This is a genomic window from Viridibacillus sp. KH_047 (assembly GCF_057838945.1).
In genome coordinates this window covers 81,065-106,072 of record NZ_CM174479.1, presented here as the reverse complement: position 1 = coordinate 106,072, position 25,008 = coordinate 81,065, and the positions used below count along the sequence as shown (strand labels likewise).

General features: G+C 42.1%; 15 protein-coding genes, 11 tRNA genes, 4 rRNA genes and 1 pseudogene. All 31 read right to left on the bottom strand.

The features are described from left to right. Positions 1 to 30: 30 nt before the first annotated feature. The 31 genes and pseudogenes from AC3IS5_RS00565 to AC3IS5_RS00415 all read right to left on the bottom strand — a co-directional run bounded on the left by AC3IS5_RS00565 (position 31) and on the right by AC3IS5_RS00415 (position 24,912). Positions 31 to 106, bottom strand: a tRNA-Ala gene (locus AC3IS5_RS00565). Between the two features lie 13 nt (positions 107 to 119). Further along, a tRNA-Ile gene (locus AC3IS5_RS00560) sits at positions 120 to 196 on the bottom strand. Between the two features lie 96 nt (positions 197 to 292). Beyond that, a 16S ribosomal RNA gene (locus AC3IS5_RS00555) occupies positions 293 to 1,845 on the bottom strand. Between the two features lie 147 nt (positions 1,846 to 1,992). Then, positions 1,993 to 2,068, bottom strand: a tRNA-Ala gene (locus AC3IS5_RS00550). A 19-nt stretch (positions 2,069 to 2,087) separates the two neighbouring features. Continuing rightward, positions 2,088 to 2,164, bottom strand: a tRNA-Pro gene (locus AC3IS5_RS00545). Positions 2,165 to 2,168: 4 nt separating this feature from the next. Continuing rightward, positions 2,169 to 2,245, bottom strand: a tRNA-Arg gene (locus tag AC3IS5_RS00540). Between the two features lie 32 nt (positions 2,246 to 2,277). Further along, positions 2,278 to 2,366: transfer RNA gene (locus tag AC3IS5_RS00535), tRNA-Leu, on the bottom strand. Positions 2,367 to 2,372: 6 nt separating this feature from the next. Beyond that, positions 2,373 to 2,447 (bottom strand) — tRNA-Gly (locus tag AC3IS5_RS00530). Between the two features lie 24 nt (positions 2,448 to 2,471). After that, positions 2,472 to 2,556: transfer RNA gene (locus AC3IS5_RS00525), tRNA-Leu, on the bottom strand. A 20-nt stretch (positions 2,557 to 2,576) separates the two neighbouring features. After that, positions 2,577 to 2,652: transfer RNA gene (locus AC3IS5_RS00520), tRNA-Lys, on the bottom strand. A 12-nt stretch (positions 2,653 to 2,664) separates the two neighbouring features. After that, positions 2,665 to 2,740: transfer RNA gene (locus AC3IS5_RS00515), tRNA-Thr, on the bottom strand. Positions 2,741 to 2,755: 15 nt separating this feature from the next. Further along, positions 2,756 to 2,831: transfer RNA gene (locus tag AC3IS5_RS00510), tRNA-Val, on the bottom strand. Between the two features lie 9 nt (positions 2,832 to 2,840). Further along, positions 2,841 to 2,956, bottom strand: a 5S ribosomal RNA gene (rrf, locus tag AC3IS5_RS00505). 133 nt (positions 2,957 to 3,089) lie between these two features. Continuing rightward, a 23S ribosomal RNA gene (locus AC3IS5_RS00500) occupies positions 3,090 to 6,019 on the bottom strand. Between the two features lie 184 nt (positions 6,020 to 6,203). Continuing rightward, positions 6,204 to 7,756 (bottom strand): 16S ribosomal RNA (locus tag AC3IS5_RS00495). Together the 16S, 23S and 5S rRNA genes with 11 tRNA genes alongside form the textbook arrangement of a ribosomal RNA operon. Before the next feature lie 567 nt (positions 7,757 to 8,323). Further along, positions 8,324 to 9,808, bottom strand: a complete 1,485-nt coding sequence (gene lysS, locus AC3IS5_RS00490; protein WP_489426124.1) for a lysine--tRNA ligase — start codon at positions 9,806 to 9,808, stop codon at positions 8,324 to 8,326. Between the two features lie 201 nt (positions 9,809 to 10,009). Further along, positions 10,010 to 10,219 (bottom strand): annotated as a pseudogene (locus AC3IS5_RS00485) (tRNA-dihydrouridine synthase); the annotation flags it as partial. Between the two features lie 68 nt (positions 10,220 to 10,287). Continuing rightward, entirely contained in the window at positions 10,288 to 10,527 is a 240-nt protein-coding gene (locus AC3IS5_RS00480) for a helix-turn-helix domain-containing protein (protein WP_489426123.1), read from the bottom strand. Next, the gene (folK, locus tag AC3IS5_RS00475) at positions 10,479 to 11,000 is read right to left on the bottom strand and encodes a 2-amino-4-hydroxy-6-hydroxymethyldihydropteridine diphosphokinase (RefSeq protein ID WP_489426122.1); all 522 of its coding nucleotides are present in this window, start codon (positions 10,998 to 11,000) and stop codon (positions 10,479 to 10,481) included. Before folK ends, AC3IS5_RS00480 begins: the two co-directional genes overlap by 49 nt. Continuing rightward, positions 10,997 to 11,365 carry a dihydroneopterin aldolase gene (folB, locus tag AC3IS5_RS00470; protein WP_489426121.1) on the bottom strand — a complete coding sequence of 123 codons (369 nt, stop codon included), beginning with the start codon at positions 11,363 to 11,365 and terminating at the stop codon, positions 10,997 to 10,999. The genes folK and folB overlap by 4 nt, the downstream gene beginning before the upstream one ends. A gap of 50 nt (positions 11,366 to 11,415) precedes the next feature. Continuing rightward, complete coding sequence (gene folP / locus AC3IS5_RS00465) at positions 11,416 to 12,267, bottom strand: dihydropteroate synthase (RefSeq protein WP_489426120.1); 852 nt, start codon at positions 12,265 to 12,267, stop codon at positions 11,416 to 11,418. Next, on the bottom strand, positions 12,267 to 13,103 hold the full coding sequence (pabC, locus tag AC3IS5_RS00460) for an aminodeoxychorismate lyase (RefSeq protein ID WP_489426119.1): 837 nt from the start codon (positions 13,101 to 13,103) through the stop codon (positions 12,267 to 12,269). Before pabC ends, folP begins: the two co-directional genes overlap by 1 nt. After that, the gene (pabA, locus tag AC3IS5_RS00455) at positions 13,103 to 13,696 is read right to left on the bottom strand and encodes an aminodeoxychorismate/anthranilate synthase component II (protein ID WP_489426118.1); all 594 of its coding nucleotides are present in this window, start codon (positions 13,694 to 13,696) and stop codon (positions 13,103 to 13,105) included. Before pabA ends, pabC begins: the two co-directional genes overlap by 1 nt. Then, positions 13,693 to 15,072: an anthranilate synthase component I family protein gene (locus AC3IS5_RS00450; protein WP_489427788.1), complete on the bottom strand. Its 1,380-nt coding sequence runs from the start codon at positions 15,070 to 15,072 to the stop codon at positions 13,693 to 13,695. The genes pabA and AC3IS5_RS00450 overlap by 4 nt, the downstream gene beginning before the upstream one ends. 218 nt (positions 15,073 to 15,290) lie before the next feature. Further along, positions 15,291 to 16,220 carry a cysteine synthase A gene (gene cysK / locus AC3IS5_RS00445; RefSeq protein WP_427729359.1) on the bottom strand — a complete coding sequence of 310 codons (930 nt, stop codon included), beginning with the start codon at positions 16,218 to 16,220 and terminating at the stop codon, positions 15,291 to 15,293. A 340-nt stretch (positions 16,221 to 16,560) separates the two neighbouring features. Next, the gene (gene hslO, locus AC3IS5_RS00440) at positions 16,561 to 17,442 is read right to left on the bottom strand and encodes an Hsp33 family molecular chaperone HslO (protein WP_489426117.1); all 882 of its coding nucleotides are present in this window, start codon (positions 17,440 to 17,442) and stop codon (positions 16,561 to 16,563) included. Between the two features lie 18 nt (positions 17,443 to 17,460). Further along, positions 17,461 to 18,225 carry a type III pantothenate kinase gene (locus AC3IS5_RS00435; RefSeq protein ID WP_489426116.1) on the bottom strand — a complete coding sequence of 255 codons (765 nt, stop codon included), beginning with the start codon at positions 18,223 to 18,225 and terminating at the stop codon, positions 17,461 to 17,463. 120 nt (positions 18,226 to 18,345) lie between these two features. After that, positions 18,346 to 20,367, bottom strand: a complete 2,022-nt coding sequence (gene ftsH / locus AC3IS5_RS00430) for an ATP-dependent zinc metalloprotease FtsH (protein WP_489426115.1) — start codon at positions 20,365 to 20,367, stop codon at positions 18,346 to 18,348. Between the two features lie 129 nt (positions 20,368 to 20,496). Next, on the bottom strand, positions 20,497 to 21,039 hold the full coding sequence (gene hpt, locus AC3IS5_RS00425) for a hypoxanthine phosphoribosyltransferase (RefSeq protein WP_489426114.1): 543 nt from the start codon (positions 21,037 to 21,039) through the stop codon (positions 20,497 to 20,499). Between the two features lie 29 nt (positions 21,040 to 21,068). After that, positions 21,069 to 22,481, bottom strand: a complete 1,413-nt coding sequence (tilS, locus tag AC3IS5_RS00420; protein WP_489426113.1) for a tRNA lysidine(34) synthetase TilS — start codon at positions 22,479 to 22,481, stop codon at positions 21,069 to 21,071. A 16-nt stretch (positions 22,482 to 22,497) separates the two neighbouring features. Further along, on the bottom strand, positions 22,498 to 24,912 hold the full coding sequence (locus AC3IS5_RS00415) for a SpoIIE family protein phosphatase (RefSeq protein WP_489426112.1): 2,415 nt from the start codon (positions 24,910 to 24,912) through the stop codon (positions 22,498 to 22,500). Positions 24,913 to 25,008 lie beyond the last annotated feature (96 nt).

Here is a 25,008-nt window from a genome sequence, read left to right as displayed (position 1 = left end):
TCGTTTTATCCAGTTTTCAAAGAACAATATTGGTGGAGCCTAGCGGGATCGAACCGCTGACCTCCTGCGTGCAAGGCAGGCGCTCTCCCAGCTGAGCTAAGGCCCCAAAAAAAGAAAAATGGTGGGCCTAAATGGACTCGAACCATCGACCTCACGCTTATCAGGCGTGCGCTCTAACCAGCTGAGCTATAGGCCCCTTTTTCGGAAAAATATAAGGTTTTTATGAACCTTCAAAACTGAACGCAAGACGTTAATCGACAGATCCAAGATCTGTTTCCGTAATTATCCTTAGAAAGGAGGTGATCCAGCCGCACCTTCCGATACGGCTACCTTGTTACGACTTCACCCCAATCATCTATCCCACCTTCGGCGGCTGGCTCCATAAAGGTTACCTCACCGACTTCGGGTGTTACAAACTCTCGTGGTGTGACGGGCGGTGTGTACAAGGCCCGGGAACGTATTCACCGTGGCATGCTGATCCACGATTACTAGCGATTCCGGCTTCATGTAGGCGAGTTGCAGCCTACAATCCGAACTGAGAACGATTTTATGAGATTAGCATACCCTCGCGAGTTAGCGACTCTTTGTATCGTCCATTGTAGCACGTGTGTAGCCCAGGTCATAAGGGGCATGATGATTTGACGTCATCCCCACCTTCCTCCGGTTTGTCACCGGCAGTCACCTTAGAGTGCCCAACTTAATGATGGCAACTAAGATCAAGGGTTGCGCTCGTTGCGGGACTTAACCCAACATCTCACGACACGAGCTGACGACAACCATGCACCACCTGTCACCAATGTCCCCGAAGGGAAAACTCTATCTCTAGAGCGGTCATTGGGATGTCAAGACCTGGTAAGGTTCTTCGCGTTGCTTCGAATTAAACCACATGCTCCACCGCTTGTGCGGGCCCCCGTCAATTCCTTTGAGTTTCAACCTTGCGGCCGTACTCCCCAGGCGGAGTGCTTAATGCGTTAGCTGCAGCACTAAGGGGCGGAAACCCCCTAACACTTAGCACTCATCGTTTACGGCGTGGACTACCAGGGTATCTAATCCTGTTTGCTCCCCACGCTTTCGCGCCTCAGTGTCAGTTACAGACCAGAAAGTCGCCTTCGCCACTGGTGTTCCTCCAAATCTCTACGCATTTCACCGCTACACTTGGAATTCCACTTTCCTCTTCTGCACTCAAGTCTCCCAGTTTCCAATGACCCTCCACGGTTGAGCCGTGGGCTTTCACATCAGACTTAAGAAACCACCTGCGCGCGCTTTACGCCCAATAAATCCGGACAACGCTTGCCACCTACGTATTACCGCGGCTGCTGGCACGTAGTTAGCCGTGGCTTTCTAATAAGGTACCGTCAAGGTACGTTCAGTTACTAACGTACTTGTTCTTCCCTTACAACAGAGTTTTACGATCCGAAAACCTTCATCACTCACGCGGCGTTGCTCCATCAGACTTTCGTCCATTGTGGAAGATTCCCTACTGCTGCCTCCCGTAGGAGTTTGGGCCGTGTCTCAGTCCCAATGTGGCCGATCACCCTCTCAGGTCGGCTATGCATCGTTGCCTTGGTAGGCCGTTACCCCACCAACTAGCTAATGCACCGCGGGCCCATCTAGTAGTGACAGCCGAAACCGCCTTTCAGCATTTTGCCATGTGACAAAATGGATTATTCGGTATTAGCCCCGGTTTCCCGGAGTTATCCCAATCTACTAGGTAGGTTGCCCACGTGTTACTCACCCGTCCGCCGCTAAATCAGAAGAAGCAAGCTTCTTCATCATTCGCTCGACTTGCATGTATTAGGCACGCCGCCAGCGTTCGTCCTGAGCCAGGATCAAACTCTCCATAAAAGTAGTTTGAAAGCTCATTAGCTTTGCTAGCGTATCATCCGAAGATGATATCTATTTTTGTTTTGATCCACCAACAGAGTTGATGTCCAAAAACATTTATTGATTAACGTCTTGCATGTTCAGTTTTCAAGGTTCATAAGATATATATGGTGGAGCCTAGCGGGATCGAACCGCTGACCTCCTGCGTGCAAGGCAGGCGCTCTCCCAGCTGAGCTAAGGCCCCGTGTGAGTATAAGTAATAATGGTCGGGAAGACAGGATTCGAACCTGCGACCCCTTGGTCCCAAACCAAGTGCTCTACCAAGCTGAGCTACTTCCCGTTAATGGCGCGCCCGGCAGAAGTCGAATCCACAACCTTCTGATCCGTAGTCAGACGCTCTATCCAATTGAGCTACGGGCGCATATATTATCACTTGTATTAAATTAAAAGAAATGGTGCCGAGGACCGGAATCGAACCGGTACGGTAGTCACCTACCGCAGGATTTTAAGTCCTGTGCGTCTGCCAGTTCCGCCACCCCGGCATATTTTGGAGCGGAAGACGAGGTTCGAACTCGCGACCCCCACCTTGGCAAGGTGGTGTTCTACCACTGAACTACTTCCGCAATATGCTGATAAACTTAAAATTATGGTGCGGGTGAAGGGAGTCGAACCCCCACGCCTTGCGGCGCTAGATCCTAAGTCTAGTGCGTCTGCCAGTTCCGCCACACCCGCATATAATGTTTTTTAAAAAATGGTGAGCCATGTAGGATTCGAACCTACGACCCTCTGATTAAAAGTCAGATGCTCTACCAACTGAGCTAATGGCTCATATAAAATGAATGGTGCCGGCGAAAGGAGTCGAACCCTCGACCTACTGATTACAAGTCAGTTGCTCTACCAACTGAGCTACACCGGCAATGTTTATTAAAAATGGTGGAGGATGACGGGATCGAACCGCCGACCCCCTGCTTGTAAGGCAGGTGCTCTCCCAGCTGAGCTAATCCTCCATATTGTTCGCCTAGCAACGTCCTACTCTCACAGGGGGAAACCCCCAACTACCATCGGCGCTAAAGAGCTTAACTTCCGTGTTCGGCATGGGAACGGGTGTGACCTCTTTGCTATCGTCACTAGACTATTTTTAAGACAAGAATTATTATATCACTTCACTTCTTTAAAAGCAAGTGTTTTTTTTAAAACTTTTTTTAAAAAGTTTTTCTTGTTCTCTCAAAACTGGATAAATTACATTGAAGTTTATTAAGTAAAATTTGGTTAAGTCCTCGATCTATTAGTATTCGTCAGCTCCGTATGTCGCCACACTTCCACCTCGAACCTATCTACCTCATCGTCTTTGAGGGATCTTACTTACTTGCGTAATGGGAAATCTCATCTTGAGGGGGGCTTCATGCTTAGATGCTTTCAGCACTTATCCCGTCCACACATAGCTACCCAGCGATGCCCTTGGCAGAACAACTGGTACACCAGCGGTGTGTCCATCCCGGTCCTCTCGTACTAAGGACAGCTCCTCTCAAATTTCCTACGCCCACGACGGATAGGGACCGAACTGTCTCACGACGTTCTGAACCCAGCTCGCGTACCGCTTTAATGGGCGAACAGCCCAACCCTTGGGACCGACTACAGCCCCAGGATGCGATGAGCCGACATCGAGGTGCCAAACCTCCCCGTCGATGTGGACTCTTGGGGGAGATAAGCCTGTTATCCCCGGGGTAGCTTTTATCCGTTGAGCGATGGCCCTTCCATGCGGAACCACCGGATCACTAAGCCCGTCTTTCGACCCTGCTCGACTTGTAGGTCTCGCAGTCAAGCTCCCTTATGCCTTTACACTCTACGAATGATTTCCAACCATTCTGAGGGAACCTTTGGGCGCCTCCGTTACTCTTTAGGAGGCGACCGCCCCAGTCAAACTGCCCGCCTGACACTGTCTCCTACCCCGCTAAGGGGCATGGGTTAGAAGTTCAATACATCTAGGGTAGTATCCCACCAACGCCTCCTCCGAAGCTGGCGCTCCGGAATCTCTGGCTCCTACCTATCCTGTACAAGATGTATCAAAATTCAATATCAGGCTACAGTAAAGCTCCACGGGGTCTTTCCGTCCTGTCGCGGGTAACCTGCATCTTCACAGGTACTATAATTTCACCGAGTCTCTCGTTGAGACAGTGCCCAGATCGTTACGCCTTTCGTGCGGGTCGGAACTTACCCGACAAGGAATTTCGCTACCTTAGGACCGTTATAGTTACGGCCGCCGTTTACTGGGGCTTCAATTCGCACCTTCGCTTGCGCTAAGCACTCCTCTTAACCTTCCAGCACCGGGCAGGCGTCAGCCCCTATACGTCACCTTACGGTTTTGCAGAGACCTGTGTTTTTGCTAAACAGTCGCCTGGGCCTATTCACTGCGGCTCTCTCGGGCTTTCACCCTACTAGAGCACCCCTTCTCCCGAAGTTACGGGGTCATTTTGCCGAGTTCCTTAACGAGAGTTCTCTCGCACACCTTAGGATTCTCTCCTCGACTACCTGTGTCGGTTTGCGGTACGGGCACCTTTTACCTCGCTAGAGGCTTTTCTTGGCAGTGTGAAATCAGGAACTCCGGACATACGTCCTCGTCATCACAGCTCAACGTTATAGAAATGGGATTTGCCTCATTTCACGCCTCACTGCTTGAACATGCATAACCAACAGCATGCTTACCCTATCCTACTGCGTCCCCCCATTGCTCAAATGGTAAATAGGTGGTACAGGAATATCAACCTGTTGTCCATCGCCTACGCCTATCGGCCTCGGCTTAGGTCCCGACTAACCCTGAGCGGACGAGCCTTCCTCAGGAAACCTTAGTCATTCGGTGGACGGGATTCTCACCCGTCTTTCGCTACTCATACCGGCATTCTCACTTCTAAGCGCTCCACCAGTCCTTCCGGTCTGACTTCACAGCACTTAGAACGCTCTCCTACCACGGACATCTAAGATGTCCATCCACAGCTTCGGTGAATTGTTTAGCCCCGATACATTTTCGGCGCAGCGTCACTCGACCAGTGAGCTATTACGCACTCTTTAAATGATGGCTGCTTCTGAGCCAACATCCTGGTTGTCTAAGCAACGTCACATCCTTTTCCACTTAACAATTACTTTGGGACCTTAGCTGGTGGTCTGGGCTGTTTCCCTTTTGACTACGGATCTTATCACTCGCAGTCTGACTCCCGTGCATAAATCACTGGCATTCGGAGTTTGTCTGAATTCGGTAATCCGGGATGGACCCCTAGTTCAAACAGTGCTCTACCTCCAGGATTCTCTATCACGAGGCTAGCCCTAAAGCTATTTCGGAGAGAACCAGCTATCTCCAGGTTCGATTGGAATTTCTCCGCTACCCACACCTCATCCCCGCACTTTTCAACGTACGTGGGTTCGGGCCTCCAGTAAGTGTTACCTTACCTTCACCCTGGACATGGGTAGATCACCTGGTTTCGGGTCTACAACCACATACTCATTCGCCCTATTCAGACTCGCTTTCGCTACGGCTCCGTCTTCTAAAACTTAACCTCGCATGTAATCGTAACTCGCCGGTTCATTCTACAAAAGGCACGCTATCACCCATTAACGGGCTCTAACTACTTGTAGGCACATGGTTTCAGGATCTATTTCACTCCCCTTCCGGGGTGCTTTTCACCTTTCCCTCACGGTACTGGTTCACTATCGGTCACTAGGTAGTATTTAGCCTTGGGAGATGGTCCTCCCAGATTCCGACGGAATTTCACGTGTTCCGCCGTACTCAGGATACACTCAAGAGAGAATGAACTTTCAACTACAGGGCTGTTACCTGCTCTGGCGGGCCTTTCCAGACCGCTTCATTTAACTCATTCCTTTGTAACTCCATATAGAGTGTCCTACAACCCCAAGAGGCAAGCCTCTTGGTTTGGGCTATTCCCGTTTCGCTCGCCGCTACTCAGGGAATCGATTTTTCTTTCTCTTCCTCCAGGTACTTAGATGTTTCAGTTCCCTGGGTCTGCCATCAAGACGCTATGTATTCACGTCAAGATACTGCTCCATTACGAACAGTGGGTTCCCCCATTCGGAAATCTCCGGATCAAAGCTCACTTACAGCTCCCCGAAGCATATCGGTGTTAGTGCCGTCCTTCTTCGGCTCCTAGTGCCAAGGCATCCGCCATGCGCCCTTAATAACTTAACCTAAAAGTTAGTTATTAAGCCTAAAAAACTTAATAATAAAAAATGTGTTACTTAATTTGCTTCAATGTCGTTTTATCCAGTTTTCAAAGAACAAGGTTTTGAAGATCATTTTACAATGAGCCTTCAAAACTGAACGCAAGACGTTAATCGACAGATCCAAGATCTGTTTCCGTAATTATCCTTAGAAAGGAGGTGATCCAGCCGCACCTTCCGATACGGCTACCTTGTTACGACTTCACCCCAATCATCTATCCCACCTTCGGCGGCTGGCTCCATAAAGGTTACCTCACCGACTTCGGGTGTTACAAACTCTCGTGGTGTGACGGGCGGTGTGTACAAGGCCCGGGAACGTATTCACCGTGGCATGCTGATCCACGATTACTAGCGATTCCGGCTTCATGTAGGCGAGTTGCAGCCTACAATCCGAACTGAGAACGATTTTATGAGATTAGCATACCCTCGCGAGTTAGCGACTCTTTGTATCGTCCATTGTAGCACGTGTGTAGCCCAGGTCATAAGGGGCATGATGATTTGACGTCATCCCCACCTTCCTCCGGTTTGTCACCGGCAGTCACCTTAGAGTGCCCAACTTAATGATGGCAACTAAGATCAAGGGTTGCGCTCGTTGCGGGACTTAACCCAACATCTCACGACACGAGCTGACGACAACCATGCACCACCTGTCACCAATGTCCCCGAAGGGAAAACTCTATCTCTAGAGCGGTCATTGGGATGTCAAGACCTGGTAAGGTTCTTCGCGTTGCTTCGAATTAAACCACATGCTCCACCGCTTGTGCGGGCCCCCGTCAATTCCTTTGAGTTTCAACCTTGCGGCCGTACTCCCCAGGCGGAGTGCTTAATGCGTTAGCTGCAGCACTAAGGGGCGGAAACCCCCTAACACTTAGCACTCATCGTTTACGGCGTGGACTACCAGGGTATCTAATCCTGTTTGCTCCCCACGCTTTCGCGCCTCAGTGTCAGTTACAGACCAGAAAGTCGCCTTCGCCACTGGTGTTCCTCCAAATCTCTACGCATTTCACCGCTACACTTGGAATTCCACTTTCCTCTTCTGCACTCAAGTCTCCCAGTTTCCAATGACCCTCCACGGTTGAGCCGTGGGCTTTCACATCAGACTTAAGAAACCACCTGCGCGCGCTTTACGCCCAATAAATCCGGACAACGCTTGCCACCTACGTATTACCGCGGCTGCTGGCACGTAGTTAGCCGTGGCTTTCTAATAAGGTACCGTCAAGGTACGTTCAGTTACTAACGTACTTGTTCTTCCCTTACAACAGAGTTTTACGATCCGAAAACCTTCATCACTCACGCGGCGTTGCTCCATCAGACTTTCGTCCATTGTGGAAGATTCCCTACTGCTGCCTCCCGTAGGAGTTTGGGCCGTGTCTCAGTCCCAATGTGGCCGATCACCCTCTCAGGTCGGCTATGCATCGTTGCCTTGGTAGGCCGTTACCCCACCAACTAGCTAATGCACCGCGGGCCCATCTAGTAGTGACAGCCGAAACCGCCTTTCAGCATTTTGCCATGTGACAAAATGGATTATTCGGTATTAGCCCCGGTTTCCCGGAGTTATCCCAATCTACTAGGTAGGTTGCCCACGTGTTACTCACCCGTCCGCCGCTAAATCAGAAGAAGCAAGCTTCTTCATCATTCGCTCGACTTGCATGTATTAGGCACGCCGCCAGCGTTCGTCCTGAGCCAGGATCAAACTCTCCATAAAAGTAGTTTGAAAGCTCATTAGCTTTGCTAGCGTATCATCCGAAGATGATATCTATTTTTGTTTTGATCCACCAACAGAGTTGATGTCCAAAAACATTTATTGATTAACGTCTTGCATGTTCAGTTTTCAAGGTTCATTATGTTTGCCGCTTCGTTAGCGACATTCAATATTATATCGCGATAACTTTTCGTTGTCAACAACTTTTTTAAGTTATTTTCAAATCGTTGTTTCAAACTCGTTATCGTTGCTTGTTTATCAGCAACTTTTATATCTTATCAAACTCACTACTCAGTGTCAACAACTTTTTTAAGTTATTTTCAAATCGTTTTGTTAGCTAAATTAGCAACTCAATTAATATACCACTATATTAATTCTAACGCAACACCTTTTTTTAAAAAATGAAAGCATATTTATAAGTCAACATTAGGTACTTACAAAAATAGCTTGTCTTCTATTGTAATAAACTTCTTAGTAATTTTCAAACAAAAAGCTAACCTCTCTAATAGAACGTAAATAAAAAAGACTCTAGTATTAACTAGAGTCTTTTCAATAAGAAAACCTTAGTATTTAATCACGAGGACGCATTGTAGGGAATAATAATACATCACGTATAGTTTGTGAATTCGTCAACAACATGATTAAGCGATCGATACCGATACCTAATCCACCTGTTGGCGGCATACCATACTCTAATGCTTCAATGAAATCATCGTCCATTTCATGCGCTTCATCATTACCTGCTTCTTTTTCAACAAGCTGCGCTTCAAAGCGTTCACGTTGATCGATTGGATCATTTAATTCAGTAAATGCATTTGCATGCTCACGACGTACAATGAATAATTCAAAACGATCTGTAAATCGCTCATCTTCAGGGTTCTTCTTAGCTAATGGAGAAATTTCCACTGGATGACCATAGATAAATGTAGGTTGAACTAATGTTTCTTCTATTTTTTGTTCGAAGAATTCATTGATAATATGCCCTACTTCCATAGAGTCTTTAATTTCAACACCGTGTTCTTTTGCATGCGCTTGCGCTTCTTCTTTCGACATTGGAGTCCAGAAGTCTACACCTGTTGCTTCTTTAACTGCATCTACCATATGCAAACGAGTCCAACCTGGCGCTAAACTAATAACATCATCGCCATATTGTACATCAGTTGTACCTAATACTTCCTGCGCTACGTGAGAAATTAAATTCTCTGTAAGTGCCATGATGTCACGATAGTCAGCATACGCTTCATATAATTCAATCATAGTGAATTCTGGGTTATGGCGCGTTGACATACCTTCATTACGGAATACACGACCGATTTCATACACTTTTTCAAGTCCACCAACGATTAATCGTTTTAGGTGAAGTTCAATAGCAATACGCATATATAATTCCATATCTAATGAATTGTGATGCGTAATGAAAGGACGAGCAGCTGCTCCGCCTGCAATTGTGTGAAGCATAGGTGTTTCTACTTCAAGGTAACCATTGCCATCTAAATAACGACGGATAGCTTGAATTATTTTAGATCGAGTAATGAAAGTTTGTTTACTTTCTTCACTCGTCATTAAATCTAAGTAACGTTGACGATAACGTTGCTCTATATCTTTTAAGCCGTGGAATTTCTCTGGCATTGGGCGTAGTGATTTAGTTAGGAAAGTGAATTCTAATGCTTTAACAGAAAGTTCTCCTACTTGAGTACGGAAAACATTACCACGAATACCTACGATATCTCCTAGGTCCGCTTGTTTAAACAATTCGTATGCTTCTTCACCAATAGCATCTTTACGAACATAAATTTGTACTTGTCCACCCAAATCTTGAATATGCGCAAAACCAGCTTTACCTTTACCGCGTTTTGTCATAATACGACCCGCGATTACAACTTCATGTAAATCTTCTTCTAATTGTTCTTTAGTAAACTCCACATACTGTTCTTTGATTTCGTTTGATAAATGCGTACGTTCAAAACGGGCACCGAATGGATCTAAGCCGTTTTCTCTAATAGAAGCCATCTTTTGGCGTCTCACCAAAATTTGGTCATTTAATTCTTCAGACACGATATTCACTCCTCATTTTTTGTTCCGCTATGCAGTCCATAATGTACTTATTGTACACAATTTTGCTGGACGATTCACGTCTTTATCATCATTTACTAGTAAATACTTCATAATCCATTAGCTCCTAAAGAAAAAAGCCGTCACTTCAAAGGCGACGACTCGGAGTTTTATTAAATAATATGGATAGCTTTTTCTGCCGCTTACATATTTAGCTGCTTCTACAAGCGTTTCTATATCGCCACCAAATATTTGTATCGAAAGTGGATTTTCACGTTCATCGATGTAAAGCAAATTCATTGTTTTATCATTTCGATAAACAATCCCTTTATCTGAAATCATTTCCACATAAACTAAACCCGCTCTAAATTCTTTTACTGTCAGACGGAAAGCCGAATTACAAATACCTACCATCGGAGCAAGCACTACTCAGTTATCCATAACAATGTCGCCAATTTTGAACGGTTTGTCATTTATTAATGTCATACTTCGTTTCCTCCTTGTACAGTTGGAGGCTTTTCCCCACCTTTTAATTCGTCCATATTTATATCAAGCGCTGTCGCTATGATCTGTAACTGTTCTTCTGTGGGCAAACGTTCCCCACGTTCAATTTTACCTAAAATAGAAGTAGACATACCAACTTTTTTCGCAAATTCGACCTGCTGAATTCTTTTTAGTTTTCGAAATGCACGAATTCTTCTACCCCAGCGATCGTTTTCCATTGTCGCACGCCTTCTTTCCCAACACTAGATAGCATCGATTGCAACGCTTCGTTTGTTTTAGGATATATGAGATCTGGAGCGATTTCCAATAATGGTACAAGAACAAAGGCACGTTCATGCATTCTTGGATGCGGAACAATAAGTGTCTCTGTTTCAATATTGTCGTGATTATAAAGCAAAACGTCAAGGTCTATCGTTCTTGGACCCCAACGAATTACGCGAACACGCTTTAACTCGTTCTCGATCGATTGGCACAATTCAAGTGTTTTTTCCGGATTTAACGAAGTGCGAATTTGCACAACTATATTAAAGAATGCATCCTGATCTGTAAAGCCAACAGGATCAGTCTCATACACAGAAGACACAGCAACAACTTCCACTTCTGGATGTTCAGTTAGTAACTTGACTGCATGTTGCAAAGTTCGCAACCGCTCTCCTATATTTGAACCTAGAGAAATAAAGGCTTCGTTCATTTAAACTCACCTCTTGTCAATTCAACAGACACTTCCCGGTAATGACCTGGAATCGGCGGATCAGGTTTAATCATTTCTACACGCAACCCTTTTACTCGCCCTTCATATGTAGCCAGAATACGCGTTGCAATTCGCTCCGCAACGGCTTCGATTAGTTTATACGGTTCACCTTCAACAATTTCTTTGCAAATCATATAAACTTCCGCGTAATTCACTGTATACTCAAGCTCGTCTGTCTCCCCAGCTTGATGTAAATCTACCGCTAGTGATATCGATACCCTAAAACGCTGACCAATAGCGGTTTCGGCAGCTAAAACACCATGATAGCCATAAAACTCCATATCTTTTACATGGATATAATCCATAGTTAACACTCCACTTCATTATTAGAAATATTATTTTAAACTAAACCTTATCATTCTACATTTGGTTGTTTATCTAATAAGACATCCATCATTCTTGTCATACGGGTGATTGCCTTAACATCATGTACACGTACCATATGGCAACCTTTATCGATCCCAAAGCAGACTGTAGCACCCGTACCTTCCACCCGTTCAGTAACAGGGAGGTCTAAGACATTACCAATCATTCTTTTGCGAGACGTCGCAAGTAATACAGGATAACCCATTTCTACTAATTGCGGTAAAGATTGCATCATCAATATATTTTCATGGTGCGATTTCGCAAATCCAATCCCCGGGTCTAGCCAAATATATGCATCAGGTACCCCAGCAGCTTTGGCGATTTGCAAACTCTTTTCTAGATCAGCTTTGGCTACCTCCCAAAAGTTTGTCCCGTATTCTTCATTTTCGCGGTTATGCATTAAAATAATTGGTACATTTAACTCTGCAGCCACACTAGCAATTTCAGGGTCGTACTTAGCTCCCCAAATATCATTAATTATATGTGCTCCAGCTAATACAGCTTGTCTTGCTACTTCTGCTTTATATGTATCAATTGAGATCAATACATGTACCTCTTTACGAAGCTCTTTAATAATAGGTATAACACGAGATAATTCTTCTTCGACTGAGATTTGAGTATGTCCAGGGCGGGTTGATTCGCCGCCGATGTCAATAATCTTGGCACCATCAGCAACCATTTGCTTAGCTTGAGCGACCGCTGCTTCTAAATCATTATATTTTCCGCCATCTGAAAAAGAGTCTGGTGTTACATTTAATATCCCCATCACAAACGTCTCTTTATGGAAGTCGAGTATATGCCCATCGATAGTTAGTGGTGCTGTGTAATTGTCTAGGTTCATCAAGATCTCCCTTTCTCATCATTTATACTTTTAACATACTGCTCATGAAGAGCTTTGTAAACCGGCCCGTTATTTCCCAGGAAATTTTTACCTTGCAAAGAGCGGATTGGGATAAGCTCTTGAATAGAAGTTGTTATAAAGCACTCATCCGCTTGTTCTAATTGCTCTCGAGTATATAACCCTTCAATGACAGTCATTTGCCGCATTACTTGACCGCGCGTAATACCTGGTAAAATACCCGTTTCAATAGAAGGCGTGTATACCTTGCCGTCCGTCACCCAAAAAATATTTGACGTAATACCTTCTGCTACAAATCCATCTTCGTTCACGAAAAAACCTTCCAAATCAGCTAAAGAAGGTACTTCAAATCGAGCTAATACATTATTCGCATAATGATGGGATTTATGGCGGATTGATTGCTCTGGTGAATTACGTTCTGTTTTCAACCATACCGCTGATTTCTCTTGCCCTCTCACCATATTAGGTAAAGGCTTACGAAATACAATAACAGTCGGTTCAGCATAGCTTGTTGGTTTTAATCCAATATCATGCGCACCTGCCGATACATTCAAACGGAAATAACCATCTTCTCCATTACAACGATTATCCAACTCACGAATAATAGCTAACAATTCATCAAAGCTATACGGTAAAACGATATGATAATCATCTAATGCTCGTTGCAGCCTTTTACAATGCTCTTCCCACAGAAATATGTCTCCGTCATACGTACGAAATGTTTCAAAGAAGCCTAATCCATACAAAAAGCCGTGATCGAATGGCGAAATCCTTAAATCTTTACTCTGTACATACTCCCCGTTCATCCAACACCACATTAGTTACCACTTCCTTCAGTAACCTCACAATAGCACTCGATAAAGTTCTGCAATATCTTCTTACCTTCCTCTGTCATAATCGACTCCGGATGGTACTGAACACCTTCAATTGGATAATCCTTATGACGAATCCCCATAATCTCACCTTCTGCTGTCGACGAAGTAATTTCTAGACACTCAGGTAAAGTTTCACGTTCAACAATTAACGAATGATATCGCGTTGCTTGGAATGGATTCGGTAGCCCACTATTTACACCTTTACTATCATGCTGTACAGGTGATGTTTTACCATGCATTAATCGTTCTGCACGAATAACTTTCCCACCAAATACTTGTGCAATCGCCTGATGCCCTAGACAGACACCGAAAATCGGAATGCTCCCTGCAAAATGAGCAATGATTTCTAAACTTCTACCAGCTTCATTTGGACTACAAGGTCCTGGAGAGATAACAATCATAGCAGGCGCAAGCCTTTCAATCTCCTGCACTGTTAGCTCATCATTTCTTTTCACAATAAGCTCTTGTCCAAATTCACCAAAATATTGCACGAGATTATAGGTGAATGAATCATAGTTATCAATCATTAAAATCATACGTTACACTCCTCTGCCATCGCCTTCGCTTGCCATAAAGCCTTTGCCTTATTTAGCGATTCAATATATTCATTTGCAGGAATAGAATCTATCACAATACCCGCACCCGCTTGTATATATGCCACCTCTTCTTTAATAAACGCCGTACGGATGACGATATTAAGTTCTAAATCACCATTGTATCCTAGCCAGCCGATTGACCCCGTGTATAATCCCCGACGAACCGTTTCAAGTTCCTCAATAATTTCCATCGTACGAATTTTCGGTGCACCTGTTATTGTTCCACCAGGGAATAGCGCTCTTACAACATCTGCATTCGAACAACTTTCATCTACAATGCCCCGTACATTCGAAACAATGTGCATAACATGCGAATATCTCTCAATCACCATAAACTCATTTACTTCAACGGTTCCATATTTTGACACACGACCTAAATCATTACGCTCTAAATCAACGAGCATAACATGTTCAGCGCGTTCCTTTTCATTATCAATTAATTCTTGTGCCAATCGTTCATCTTCAATGATATCTTTCCCTCTCGGACGTGTTCCCGCTATTGGACGAGTTGAAAGCTCCTGCCCTTTTTTCTTCACAAGTAATTCAGGAGAACCTGAAACGACAGCAAATTCAGGGGAATGGATAAACGCCATATACGGAGAAGGATTAAACGAACGTAACGCCTCATACATTTGCATAGGTTCTGCACCAAGCTCTTTCGCTTGTCTAACGGACAGATTCACTTGGAACACATCACCTTGCGCAATATAATTTTGCACTTTACGGACAGCCTCTTCAAAAACATCTGACGATAGCGATACTTGTAGCTTTGTTACATCATGCACAACATCAGTAGCCGTTCCCTCCGCAAACATTTGCGATTTTAGACCACTCTCTACAGCAAGTTGCCAATCGCGCGCACGTTGTTCAAGGTCTACATTACTAGATGCAAGCTTCATCAAATGAACTTGTTCCTCTACTACATCAAACACAGCCCAATCATCAAATAGATAAAAATACAAATCCGGTATTTGCAGATCGTCCTCCGCTAGGTTTGGTAGATTCTCTATTTTTCGTGCATAATCATATGAGATAAATCCTGCTGCCCCACCCTGGAAATCCGGAAAATCTACATTAACAGGCAATTTATATTCTGCTATTAAATCTTCCAACAAATGTAATGATTCTCCTACCCGTGTTTCTTCTTGTCCATCCCGCCAAGAAATAAGTATGCCGTCATCTGTTGAACGTACTACAGCCATAGGGTTCCACCCTACCACTGACTGCTGGCCACCGCGGCCACTCTCTAATAACAAATGATACCTTTCACTTTTTACAAGTTCCTTAAACGCATAAAAGAATGACTGCTTGTCCATCGAAAAAGATGGATAGTTGATTAACGATAAGCTCAAGAACTCTTCCTCCAATTAATTAAATTTATATTTTAATTCCACAAATTTTGTTTTAAAAATTGCACCAACATCTAACAGTATATGAAAATGAAAGTCAGAGAGCAAAGTTCTAGAGAAAATATAGACAAAAATAAAAAAAACGGAGCACATATATGCCCCGCTTAGAATTTAATGAAGTTGAATTAGTCGTCAAAGTGATAAAGAGGCGTACTTAAATATCTTTCTCCATTCGATGGAAGAATCGCTAAAACATTTTTACCTTTACCAAGACGTTTTGCTGTTTCGATTGCTGCGAAAATAGCTGCACCAGATGAAATTCCACCTAATACACCTTCTTCTTTAGCAATTTTACGCGCTGTATCAAATGCAGCGTCATTTTCCACTGGGAAGATCGAAGTATAGATTTCTGTATTCAACACTTTTGGAACAAAACCTGCTCCGATCCCTTGAATTTTATGAGGTCCCGGTTGTGCCCCAGCTAGAACTTGAGAATCTTTTGGTTCTACTGCAATAATTTCAATTTCAGGATATTTTTCTTTTAATACTTCTCCTACACCTGTAATTGTACCACCAGTACCAACACCAGCAATAAATGCATCGAGATTTAAGCCATCAAATGCTTCAACTATTTCTGGACCAGTTGTTAAACGGTGAACTTCAGCGTTTGAAGGGTTTTCAAATTGTTGAGGAACAAACCAGCCGTTTTGTTCAGAAAGCTCATTTGCCTTTGCAATTGCACCTTTCATCCCTTCAGCGCCAGGTGTTAAAACAAGATCTGCTCCGTAAGCACGTAGTAAATTGCGACGTTCCATACTCATTGTATCAGGCATTACTAACACCGCTTTATATCCCTTAGCAGCTGCTACCATTGCAAGACCAATACCAGTATTACCACTTGTCGGCTCAATTAATGTGCTTCCCTCTTTTAACTTACCAGCTTTTTCAGCAGCTTCAATCATCGCTAAAGCAATACGATCCTTAACACTACTGCCCGGATTAAAGTATTCTAGTTTTACGTAAACATTACCATCATTCGGTCCTGTAACATTATTCAATTTCACGATCGGCGTTTTACCAATTAAATCTGTTACTGAATTAACTAATCTACTCATCTTTTACTCACTCCTAATTCCTAGTAATTTTATAGGTTTTAAATTATCTTAATTTTACAACCTATTGATTACGTTTGTCAAATGAAAAATTACTTACTCTACTACAAATGTAAAAAATTTTCCTAAGCGACATATTCCACACAATAGAACCAAAAGATTATTCCTAGTAGAAGGATATATTCATTAACATTTGTAAAATAAAAAAAGACTACTCCACACTTACTAAGTGTAGAGTAGTCTAGAGATCAGTATTTTTTATGTCTTCACAATATAAATATTGTAGGCAATTTAGATACAGACCAACTTAAATCACATTCATCAGAATAGATTTACTAACTTTTTAAGAATTAATTTCTGTTATAAATCCTTCTAATTCTTCTTTTGAGTATTGGTACTTTTCTTGACAGAAGTGACAATGCGCTTCTGCTTTTCCATCTTCTTCGATCATATCACGAATTTCTTTTTCGCCTAAACTAATGATCGCCGCACCAAAACGCTCTTTTGAACAGTTACATTCAAATTTCACCGGTAATGTATCTAGCATTTGAACATTATCTTCACCTAACACGGCTTTTAAGATTTCTTCAGGAGTGAACCCTTTTTGAATCATTTTAGAAACCGGTTCGATTTTCGATAATTGATTTTCAATTTGCGTAATCGTTTCATCATCTACACCAGGTAATAGTTGTATGATAAATCCACCAGCCGCCAGAATAGAATCATCTGTATTTACTAACACACCAAGACCTACTGATGAAGGTACCTGTTCAGAAGTAGCAAAATAATATGTGAAATCTTCTGCAATTTCCCCAGAAACAATCGGCACTTGTCCAGAGAAGAAATCACGTAAACCTAAGTCTTTCACAACTGTTAATGCACCCTCAGTACCAACAGCACGGCGAACATCTAGTTTTCCTTGTGGGTTCAATTCAAATTCTACATGCGGATTTGTAACATAACCACGAACTTCACCATTTGCATTCGCATCTACGATCATCGAACCAATTGGTCCATTACCTTCAACTTTAACAGTGATTTTATCTTCACCTTTTAACATAGCACCCATCATCACTGATGCAGTCATTGTACGACCAAGTGCCGCAGAAGTTGTAGGCCAAGTATCATGACGACGTTGCGCTTCCCCAACCGTTTCAGTTGTACTCACCGCAAATGCACGTACACTATTATTAAATCCTAATCCTCTTACTAAATAATCTCCCACTCTAATATTCCTCTTTTCTTATTGATTTCTCTTATATATTATACGCAATCCCTTTAAAGTTAAAAACGGATCAACAATATCGATAATTGTTGATTCTTTCGCAATCAGCGAAGCAAGTCCACCAGTTGCAATTACAAGTGGTTCCTTCTTACTCTGCATCTTCATTCGACTAACGATGCCTTCTACTTGTCCAACATAACCATAAACGATACCGGATTGCATAGCAGAGACCGTATTCTTTCCAATAACATTACCCGGTCGCATAATTTCAACACGCGGCAATTTAGAAGCACGCGCAAATAACGCTTCTGTTGAAATATTAATACCTGGCGCAATTGCCCCACCCATATAGTCACCTTTATCATTCAAATAACAATAGGTTGTTGCCGTACCGAAATCTACAATAATCAATGGCGATACATACTCATGAAGTGCAGCTACAGCATTCACGATACGATCAGCACCAACTTCTCTCGGATTTTCATATTTGATATTCAGACCTGTTTTCACACCAGGCCCAACAATCAAAGGCTCTAGCGAAAAATACTTACGACACATTGCCTCTAATGAAAACATTATCGGAGGCACTACTGAAGAAATAATAATACCATCTATATCAGTAAAAGATAAATCCACATGTGTGAACAATGATTTAACCTGCATTGCATATTCATCTTCTGTCTTATGCGGGTCAGTCTCCATACGCCAATGATGCATAAGTTTGTCATCATTAAATATACCAAGGGAAATATTCGTATTCCCAGTATCCATTACTAAAATCATCGAACCTAGCCTCACTTACATACAGTTTTCTGAAAGAATCATACCATATATAGGACTAATAAAAGAAGCTGATTGCCTTATGCGAGTGCAAAGGTCAATCAGCTTCTAATTTAATAGCTATTATTTTCGTTCTTCTTGAATACCATCATTTGATGTTCCATCCTGCTTTTCAGTAGGTAGGTCACTTGATGTTGGATCAGCAGTTCCAAATACATCAAGCTTTTCTTCTTTAACTAAAGTTACATTTTTAGATTCGTTACTTTCAAGTACTAGATCAGCTTTTTTACCATTACTTTGGTTATAAGGTCTGTCTGGCAATGTTCCGTGGTCTTTTAGATGTTGAATCTGTTCTGCATCTAATGTTTCAACTTCAAGTAAAGTTGTAGCAATTAAATTTAGAAGATCACGATTTTCAGTAAGAATACGTTTTGTACGGTCATATTGCTCTTTTACCATGCTTTGCATCTCTTGATCAATTTCGTAAGCAATTTTATCTGAGTAGTTTTGTTCAGAATTGATATCTCGACCTAAGAAGACGTTGCCCCCTTGGCTTGAACCAAATTGCAATTGACCAAGTTTATCACTCATACCGTATTCAGTAACCATTGAGCGAATAATACTCGTTACGCGTTGGAAGTCATTATGAGCACCTGTTGAAGCTTCACCAAAGACGATATCCTCAGCTACACGTCCACCAAGTAAACCTGCTACTTTATCAAGAAGCTCCGGTTTAGTCATGAAGTAACGATCTTCTTTTGGAAGCATTACAGCGTAACCGCCAGCTTGACCACGAGGTACAATTGTTACTTTATGAACTTTTTCAGCTTCATCTAATATTAATCCAATAACAACGTGTCCTGCTTCATGGTATGCAACAATATTACGTTCTTTTTGTGAAATGACACGACTCGTTTTAGCAACACCAGCAATTACACGGTCTGTTGCTTCATCAATATCTCCCATGTCGATTTTCTTCTTATTCGTACGAGCAGCAACAAGTGCGGCTTCGTTTAATAAGTTTTCTAAATCTGCACCAGAGAATCCCGGTGTACGTTGAGCAATTGCTTTTAAATCCACTGATTCATCTAAAGGTTTTTTACGAGCGTGTACTTTAAGAACCGCTTCACGACCTTTTACATCTGGGCGCCCAACTGTAATTTGACGGTCAAAACGACCTGGACGTAATAATGCAGGATCTAGAATGTCTGGGCGGTTCGTTGCAGCGACGATAATAATACCTTCGTTTTCACCGAAACCATCCATTTCAACAAGTAATTGGTTTAATGTTTGTTCGCGTTCATCATGACCGCCACCTAAGCCTGCGCCACGTTGACGACCAACCGCATCAATTTCATCGATGAATATGATACATGGTGCGTTTTTCTTCGCGTTTTCGAATAAATCACGAACACGTGAAGCCCCCACACCAACAAACATTTCAACGAAGTCAGAACCACTAATAGAGAAGAATGGTACACCAGCTTCACCGGCTACCGCACGTGCTAGTAAAGTTTTACCCGTACCAGGAGGTCCTACAAGTAGAATCCCTTTTGGAATACGCGCTCCAATATCATTGAACTTAGTAGGATCTTTTAAGAAATCCACTACTTCTACAAGTTCTTGTTTTTCTTCGTCGGCGCCAGCTACATCTGTAAAACGAACTTTTTTCTTCTGATCGTCATACAGCTTAGCTTTACTTTTCCCGAAGCTCATTACACGATTACCGCCACCTTGTGCCTGATTCAATAAGAAGAAGAACAGGATAAAGATGATGATGAATGGAATAATTCCAGTAAAGAACTGAATCCATCCGCTCGTTTCAGGAGCAGGTAAAAAGTTGATTTTCGAGTTGTTTTTTGCCGCAGCATCAATTTTATCCATTACTGCTTGGTTATCACGAGGTACATTCGTTACGAAAGATTCACCTTTTTTGTAACCCTCTAATTCACCTTTAACGACATAAACCAATTTGTCAGGCTGTAACTCCGCACGGGTTACTTTGCCTTTATCTAGTGCTGTTATAAACTCGTGATACTGTATTTCTTTCGTCGGTTGGTTCGAGTTATTAAACGTACCAAAAATCCCGATGATCACGAGGAAAATTAATAAATATAATATGGTGTATCGAAATATTCGATTCATCCCCAGCCTCCTCACAAGGTAAACAGAAAAACTATAGTAAATCTTAACATATGAACATTAAGGCGTACAACGAAAAGCATTTGCAAAAAGAAGTTTCAATGTAAAATTGTCAAAATTTTAACATTGTTATTAAAATGAATAAACTTCTTTCTTTAACACCCCAATGTATGGTAAGTTACGGTATTTTTCTGCGTAGTCTAATCCATATCCTACAACAAATGCATCTGGTACATCAAAACCTACAAAGTCAGCTTTTAGGTCTACTTTGCGACCAGTTGGTTTGTCTAATAATGTAACGATTTTAATTGATTTTGCTTTGCGATATTTGAAAAGGTCTACTAAATAGCTTAGCGTTAAACCACTATCAATAATATCTTCTACGATTAAAATATCGCGACCTTCAACACTTGTGTTTAAGTCTTTGACAATTTTCACTTCACCAGAAGATACAGTTGCATTACCGTAGCTAGTTACATCCATAAAATCTACTTCAACGTAAGTATCGATTCGTTTCATTAAATCAGCCATAAACGGCATCGCACCTTTTAGTACACCAATCATTAAAGGAAACTTCTCTTGATATTCCTCCGTTAAGGATTCTCCAATCTCACGAATTTTAACTTGTAAATCTTCCTCTGAAATTAATACTTTTTCGATGTCTTTTTGAAGCATCTTAGTTCCTCCTTGATTGTATATAGACACTACAAAGTTTGTTGATCTACGATGAAGAATGCATCATCAGTAGAACGTTCGCTATAAGAAAAACAATTACCTATACGAAGACCAGGAAGTGCAATGACCTCATCTTCTTGCGTAACAATAACCGGCCATTCATCTCTAAGCGCCATTGGTACCTTCTCGTCAATAAAAATACGAGATATGCGCTTATGTTGATTCAAGCCAAGTAAATTGATGCGGTCTCCATTCATTCTCGTTCGGACATATAACGGCAATGACAGCAGCCCAATTTGAAAAAAATACGTCTTTGCGGACGGGGTAGTATCAGATGGCCTTTCATCAGATAGCTTTCCTATGTATACACGCAAATTGTTCGTCAAATTTGTCCATGTATTAAGCGTAACCATTAAAGGCGACTTTTCTACACTTAAAATTTGTTTTTTCTTGATAATTAGCTCATCATATTGACGAATTGCTACAACACCTTTTGGTAAATGCAAAATTGCATTTCCAGCCGTTGATGAAGTCTGTTCGAGGATTGAGTTCCACAGAGTATAACTTTGTACAATGATTGTATCTTTATATAGATATTTTAATAGTAGTAGAATGATTCTTCTTTGTAAAGCGAGTGGCTTATTTTGGAATGCTTTTATGCAAATTCTCCATGAATCTTCATTTATTTTAGCCACAACTTCATGAAAAGCATCTTGCGCTAAACTTTGCAATAAATCTTCATCAGCTTGTGCCCTTTCGCTATACTGACGAACTGCATCAGCAACACGTGGATTTTCACCTTCTAATAACGGCACAACATGATGGCGAATTCGATTACGTGTATAAGAATCCTTTTTGTTACTAGAATCTTCTCGATAAGCCTGTTCGTTTTGTTGTAAATAAGTATGAATGTCATTCTTTGTTACAGATAGAAATGGACGTATTAGATGCCCGTTTGCAAATGGACGCACTCTTTTAATACCAGTAAGACCAGAAGCGCTTGAGCCTCTTGTAAGCGCCATAATGACACTTTCTACTTGATCATCTGCATGATGCGCAACAACAAGATGCGTACTTGAACTTTCTAACATGATTTTCTCGAAATAACTATAACGCTCTCTACGGCATATAGCCTGTAGATTCCCTTTCTCACGTTGTAAAATTTCAGGAATAGGTATATCAATAGCATAAACAGGAATGTCATGCTCTGTGCAAAAAGCTTCAACAAATCGACGATCCCCTTCAGCATCTTCCCCACGCAACATATGATTCACATGAATCGCTGCAACAGAGACACCCAGTCGGTCCTTCTCTTTAGACAAAAAATGCAGAAGTGCCATTGAATCAGCACCCCCCGAACAAGCTACGAGAAGACGGTCACCTTCATTACATAAATGATACTGCTTCATGTATTGATAAGCTTTTTGTTCGAGTTGTTCCATCTTCTCACCTCATTCACTATCTTACCATTCTTTGCTCAGAAATAGCCGCTGAAGATGGTTTAAATAAAGACCAATTCGATATTTTATGTTCAATGCGGATTGCGACGAGTGTACAATCATCATTTGGTACATCCGGACCTCGAAATGCACGTATAACAGATGCACACATATCCTCAGCTGGACAATTCTCTAGCTCGCGTAAATGACGAATTAGTTTACTTTCCTGCTCTTCCCAAGGCTTATTTTCAAAGAACAGACCATCTGTACACATGAAAATAATATCTCCTGCTTTTAGCGATACTTGATCTGCTTCTACTGAAAAAGATGTCAAAAACCCTACTGGCTCACTCTTACTCTCTAGTCGAATACACTTTTCCCCTCGCACTAAATAAGTTGCCATACTCCCTGCTTTCCAAGACCATAAGGTTCCGACTTGTAAATCAACAAGCGCAAAATCCATTGTCGCGTACATATCGCTATCATTTTTCAAAGACATGACATAATGCAATGTATGCATCGCTGTTTCGGGTGCCATTTGATGGTGCATACATTCTCGCATTAATCGAATGAGACGTCTGCTCTCCTGATGCGCCTTTTTACTATGTCCCATTCCATCTGATAACATAACGGCCGTAAGCCCTTGATGAAGTGGAAAAACGGCGTGTGAATCACCAGAGTAAATCGTATTCTGCTTCGAAGACGTATATACATCATAAGACATATGGAAACGAACTGATGATTGGAAGGTCATCTGTAAATGTGGATACGGACTGTCCTTCATAGCCGTTCGTGCGATTTCAAACGGCTCATTAAACACACTTTGTAGAATAGGTAGTACTAAGCGTTCTGCTAATGTTTGATCTGTTTCCCACATAGCCTTTTTCTCTGGTAAACAACAAACAATTTTTCGATTCCCTGCCTCATTTGATAAAATATCTACTTGAAAATGTTCGATACCAGCAAGCTTTAGCTCTTCTGATAGTTCGTCCTCTTTATGTTGAAAAGACACTGCCTCTCCCGTCATATCATTCATCACCATATCGATATGTTGACACATATCCCTCAATTGCAAGGCAATCATCTTACGCCCGTGGTAAAACTGACCACTAAGTTGCTTTTTCGAAACCTTCTCCTCAAGCGCTGACAAAAACGGCCCGGACTTCACACATTTATAACGAATTTTCTCATCAAGCTGTAGTCTCGTCGCTGCATTCGCAGTAGCACTTGCATCCAGCCATCTCTGCGTTAGATCTGGCATCTCACTTTTACTATTGCTCCAACATTTATCATACTTAAAACAGGATTGGCAAATTGCAAGCGGTTGCTCTTGCCTCTCTTCCGCTACATGTCTATTCACATTCCCAAAACGATCATGTACAAGCTCTTTCATAAAATCTACGAAATGATGAAAATCTACAAGCTTTGTATTGAGTCTTTCCGTTAACCACTTCTGCCTTTCTAAAAGCACTTCGTCCCTGTTTGGATATAGTTGATTTTGCCAATACAGTACCCATTTCTGTGGGAAGATAAAAAATAACAGGGTAGCAAATGCAATAGACATAAAGAATGTGTAATCAAGCGGCAGTGTCGCATCATACAATGCAAAAAAGACGCTAGCTATTATACCTCCTGTTGCAATCCAAAACTTACCGATATTTTTACAAACGCCTGCAAATAATCCCGTTACCGCGTAAACTGCCATCATTCCACTAAAAGATAATTGAGATAAACTAAGTATCATACCGGTTAGCACTGCAACAGCTGTTGCTAATGTGACACCACCAACTAATGCAGATACAAGTATGAGTAAATGCATGGCAATACGCGATACTGATAAGAAGTTAAGTACGACACCATCCATAGCCGTTAATACCACAGCACCTACGATCAATGCTGCGCCGAGTCGCTCAAAAGACCATTTGGCCGTCATTAACTGATGCATCGGTAAGAAAATGAGACCCAAAAAGAGCGTCATGAAGATAGCTAGCGCACCTTCATATCCGACGTATAGCCATACAAGAATTGGAGGATGCCCACTATACGAAATATATTGCCAAACTATTTGAACCATCAAAATACTAAACCCGACTATTACAGGAAGTGGCAATCGTTTAAAAGGGGTTTTTAAAAGGAGTAATAAAAACAACAATTCTAATATATGAATTGTTGTTTGCCCGAAACCTAATGTAAGACTTCCGCACAATCCCCCTACTAATGTCCAACTCATCCACCTTGGATATCTAGTAAATGCAATTGCTGCAATCGGTAGGAAGAATGGTACCGTTGCTTCAAATAACACGGCCTGAGATAAGTAAAAGGAACAAAATAAAAACAAAACAGATAGCCATATTCGATATTTTCCCTTAGCTACACTTGCCCATGTATTCTTAATTGCTTGATTTTGAGCTATTCCTTCATGCCACATCTTCATAAAACAACCTCCTCCTGAACATTGCCATCATTATAGACTGAATATTCCATAAAGTTTGTCTTTTTGTGTTTTCACAAAAAAAAACTTTTCGACGAG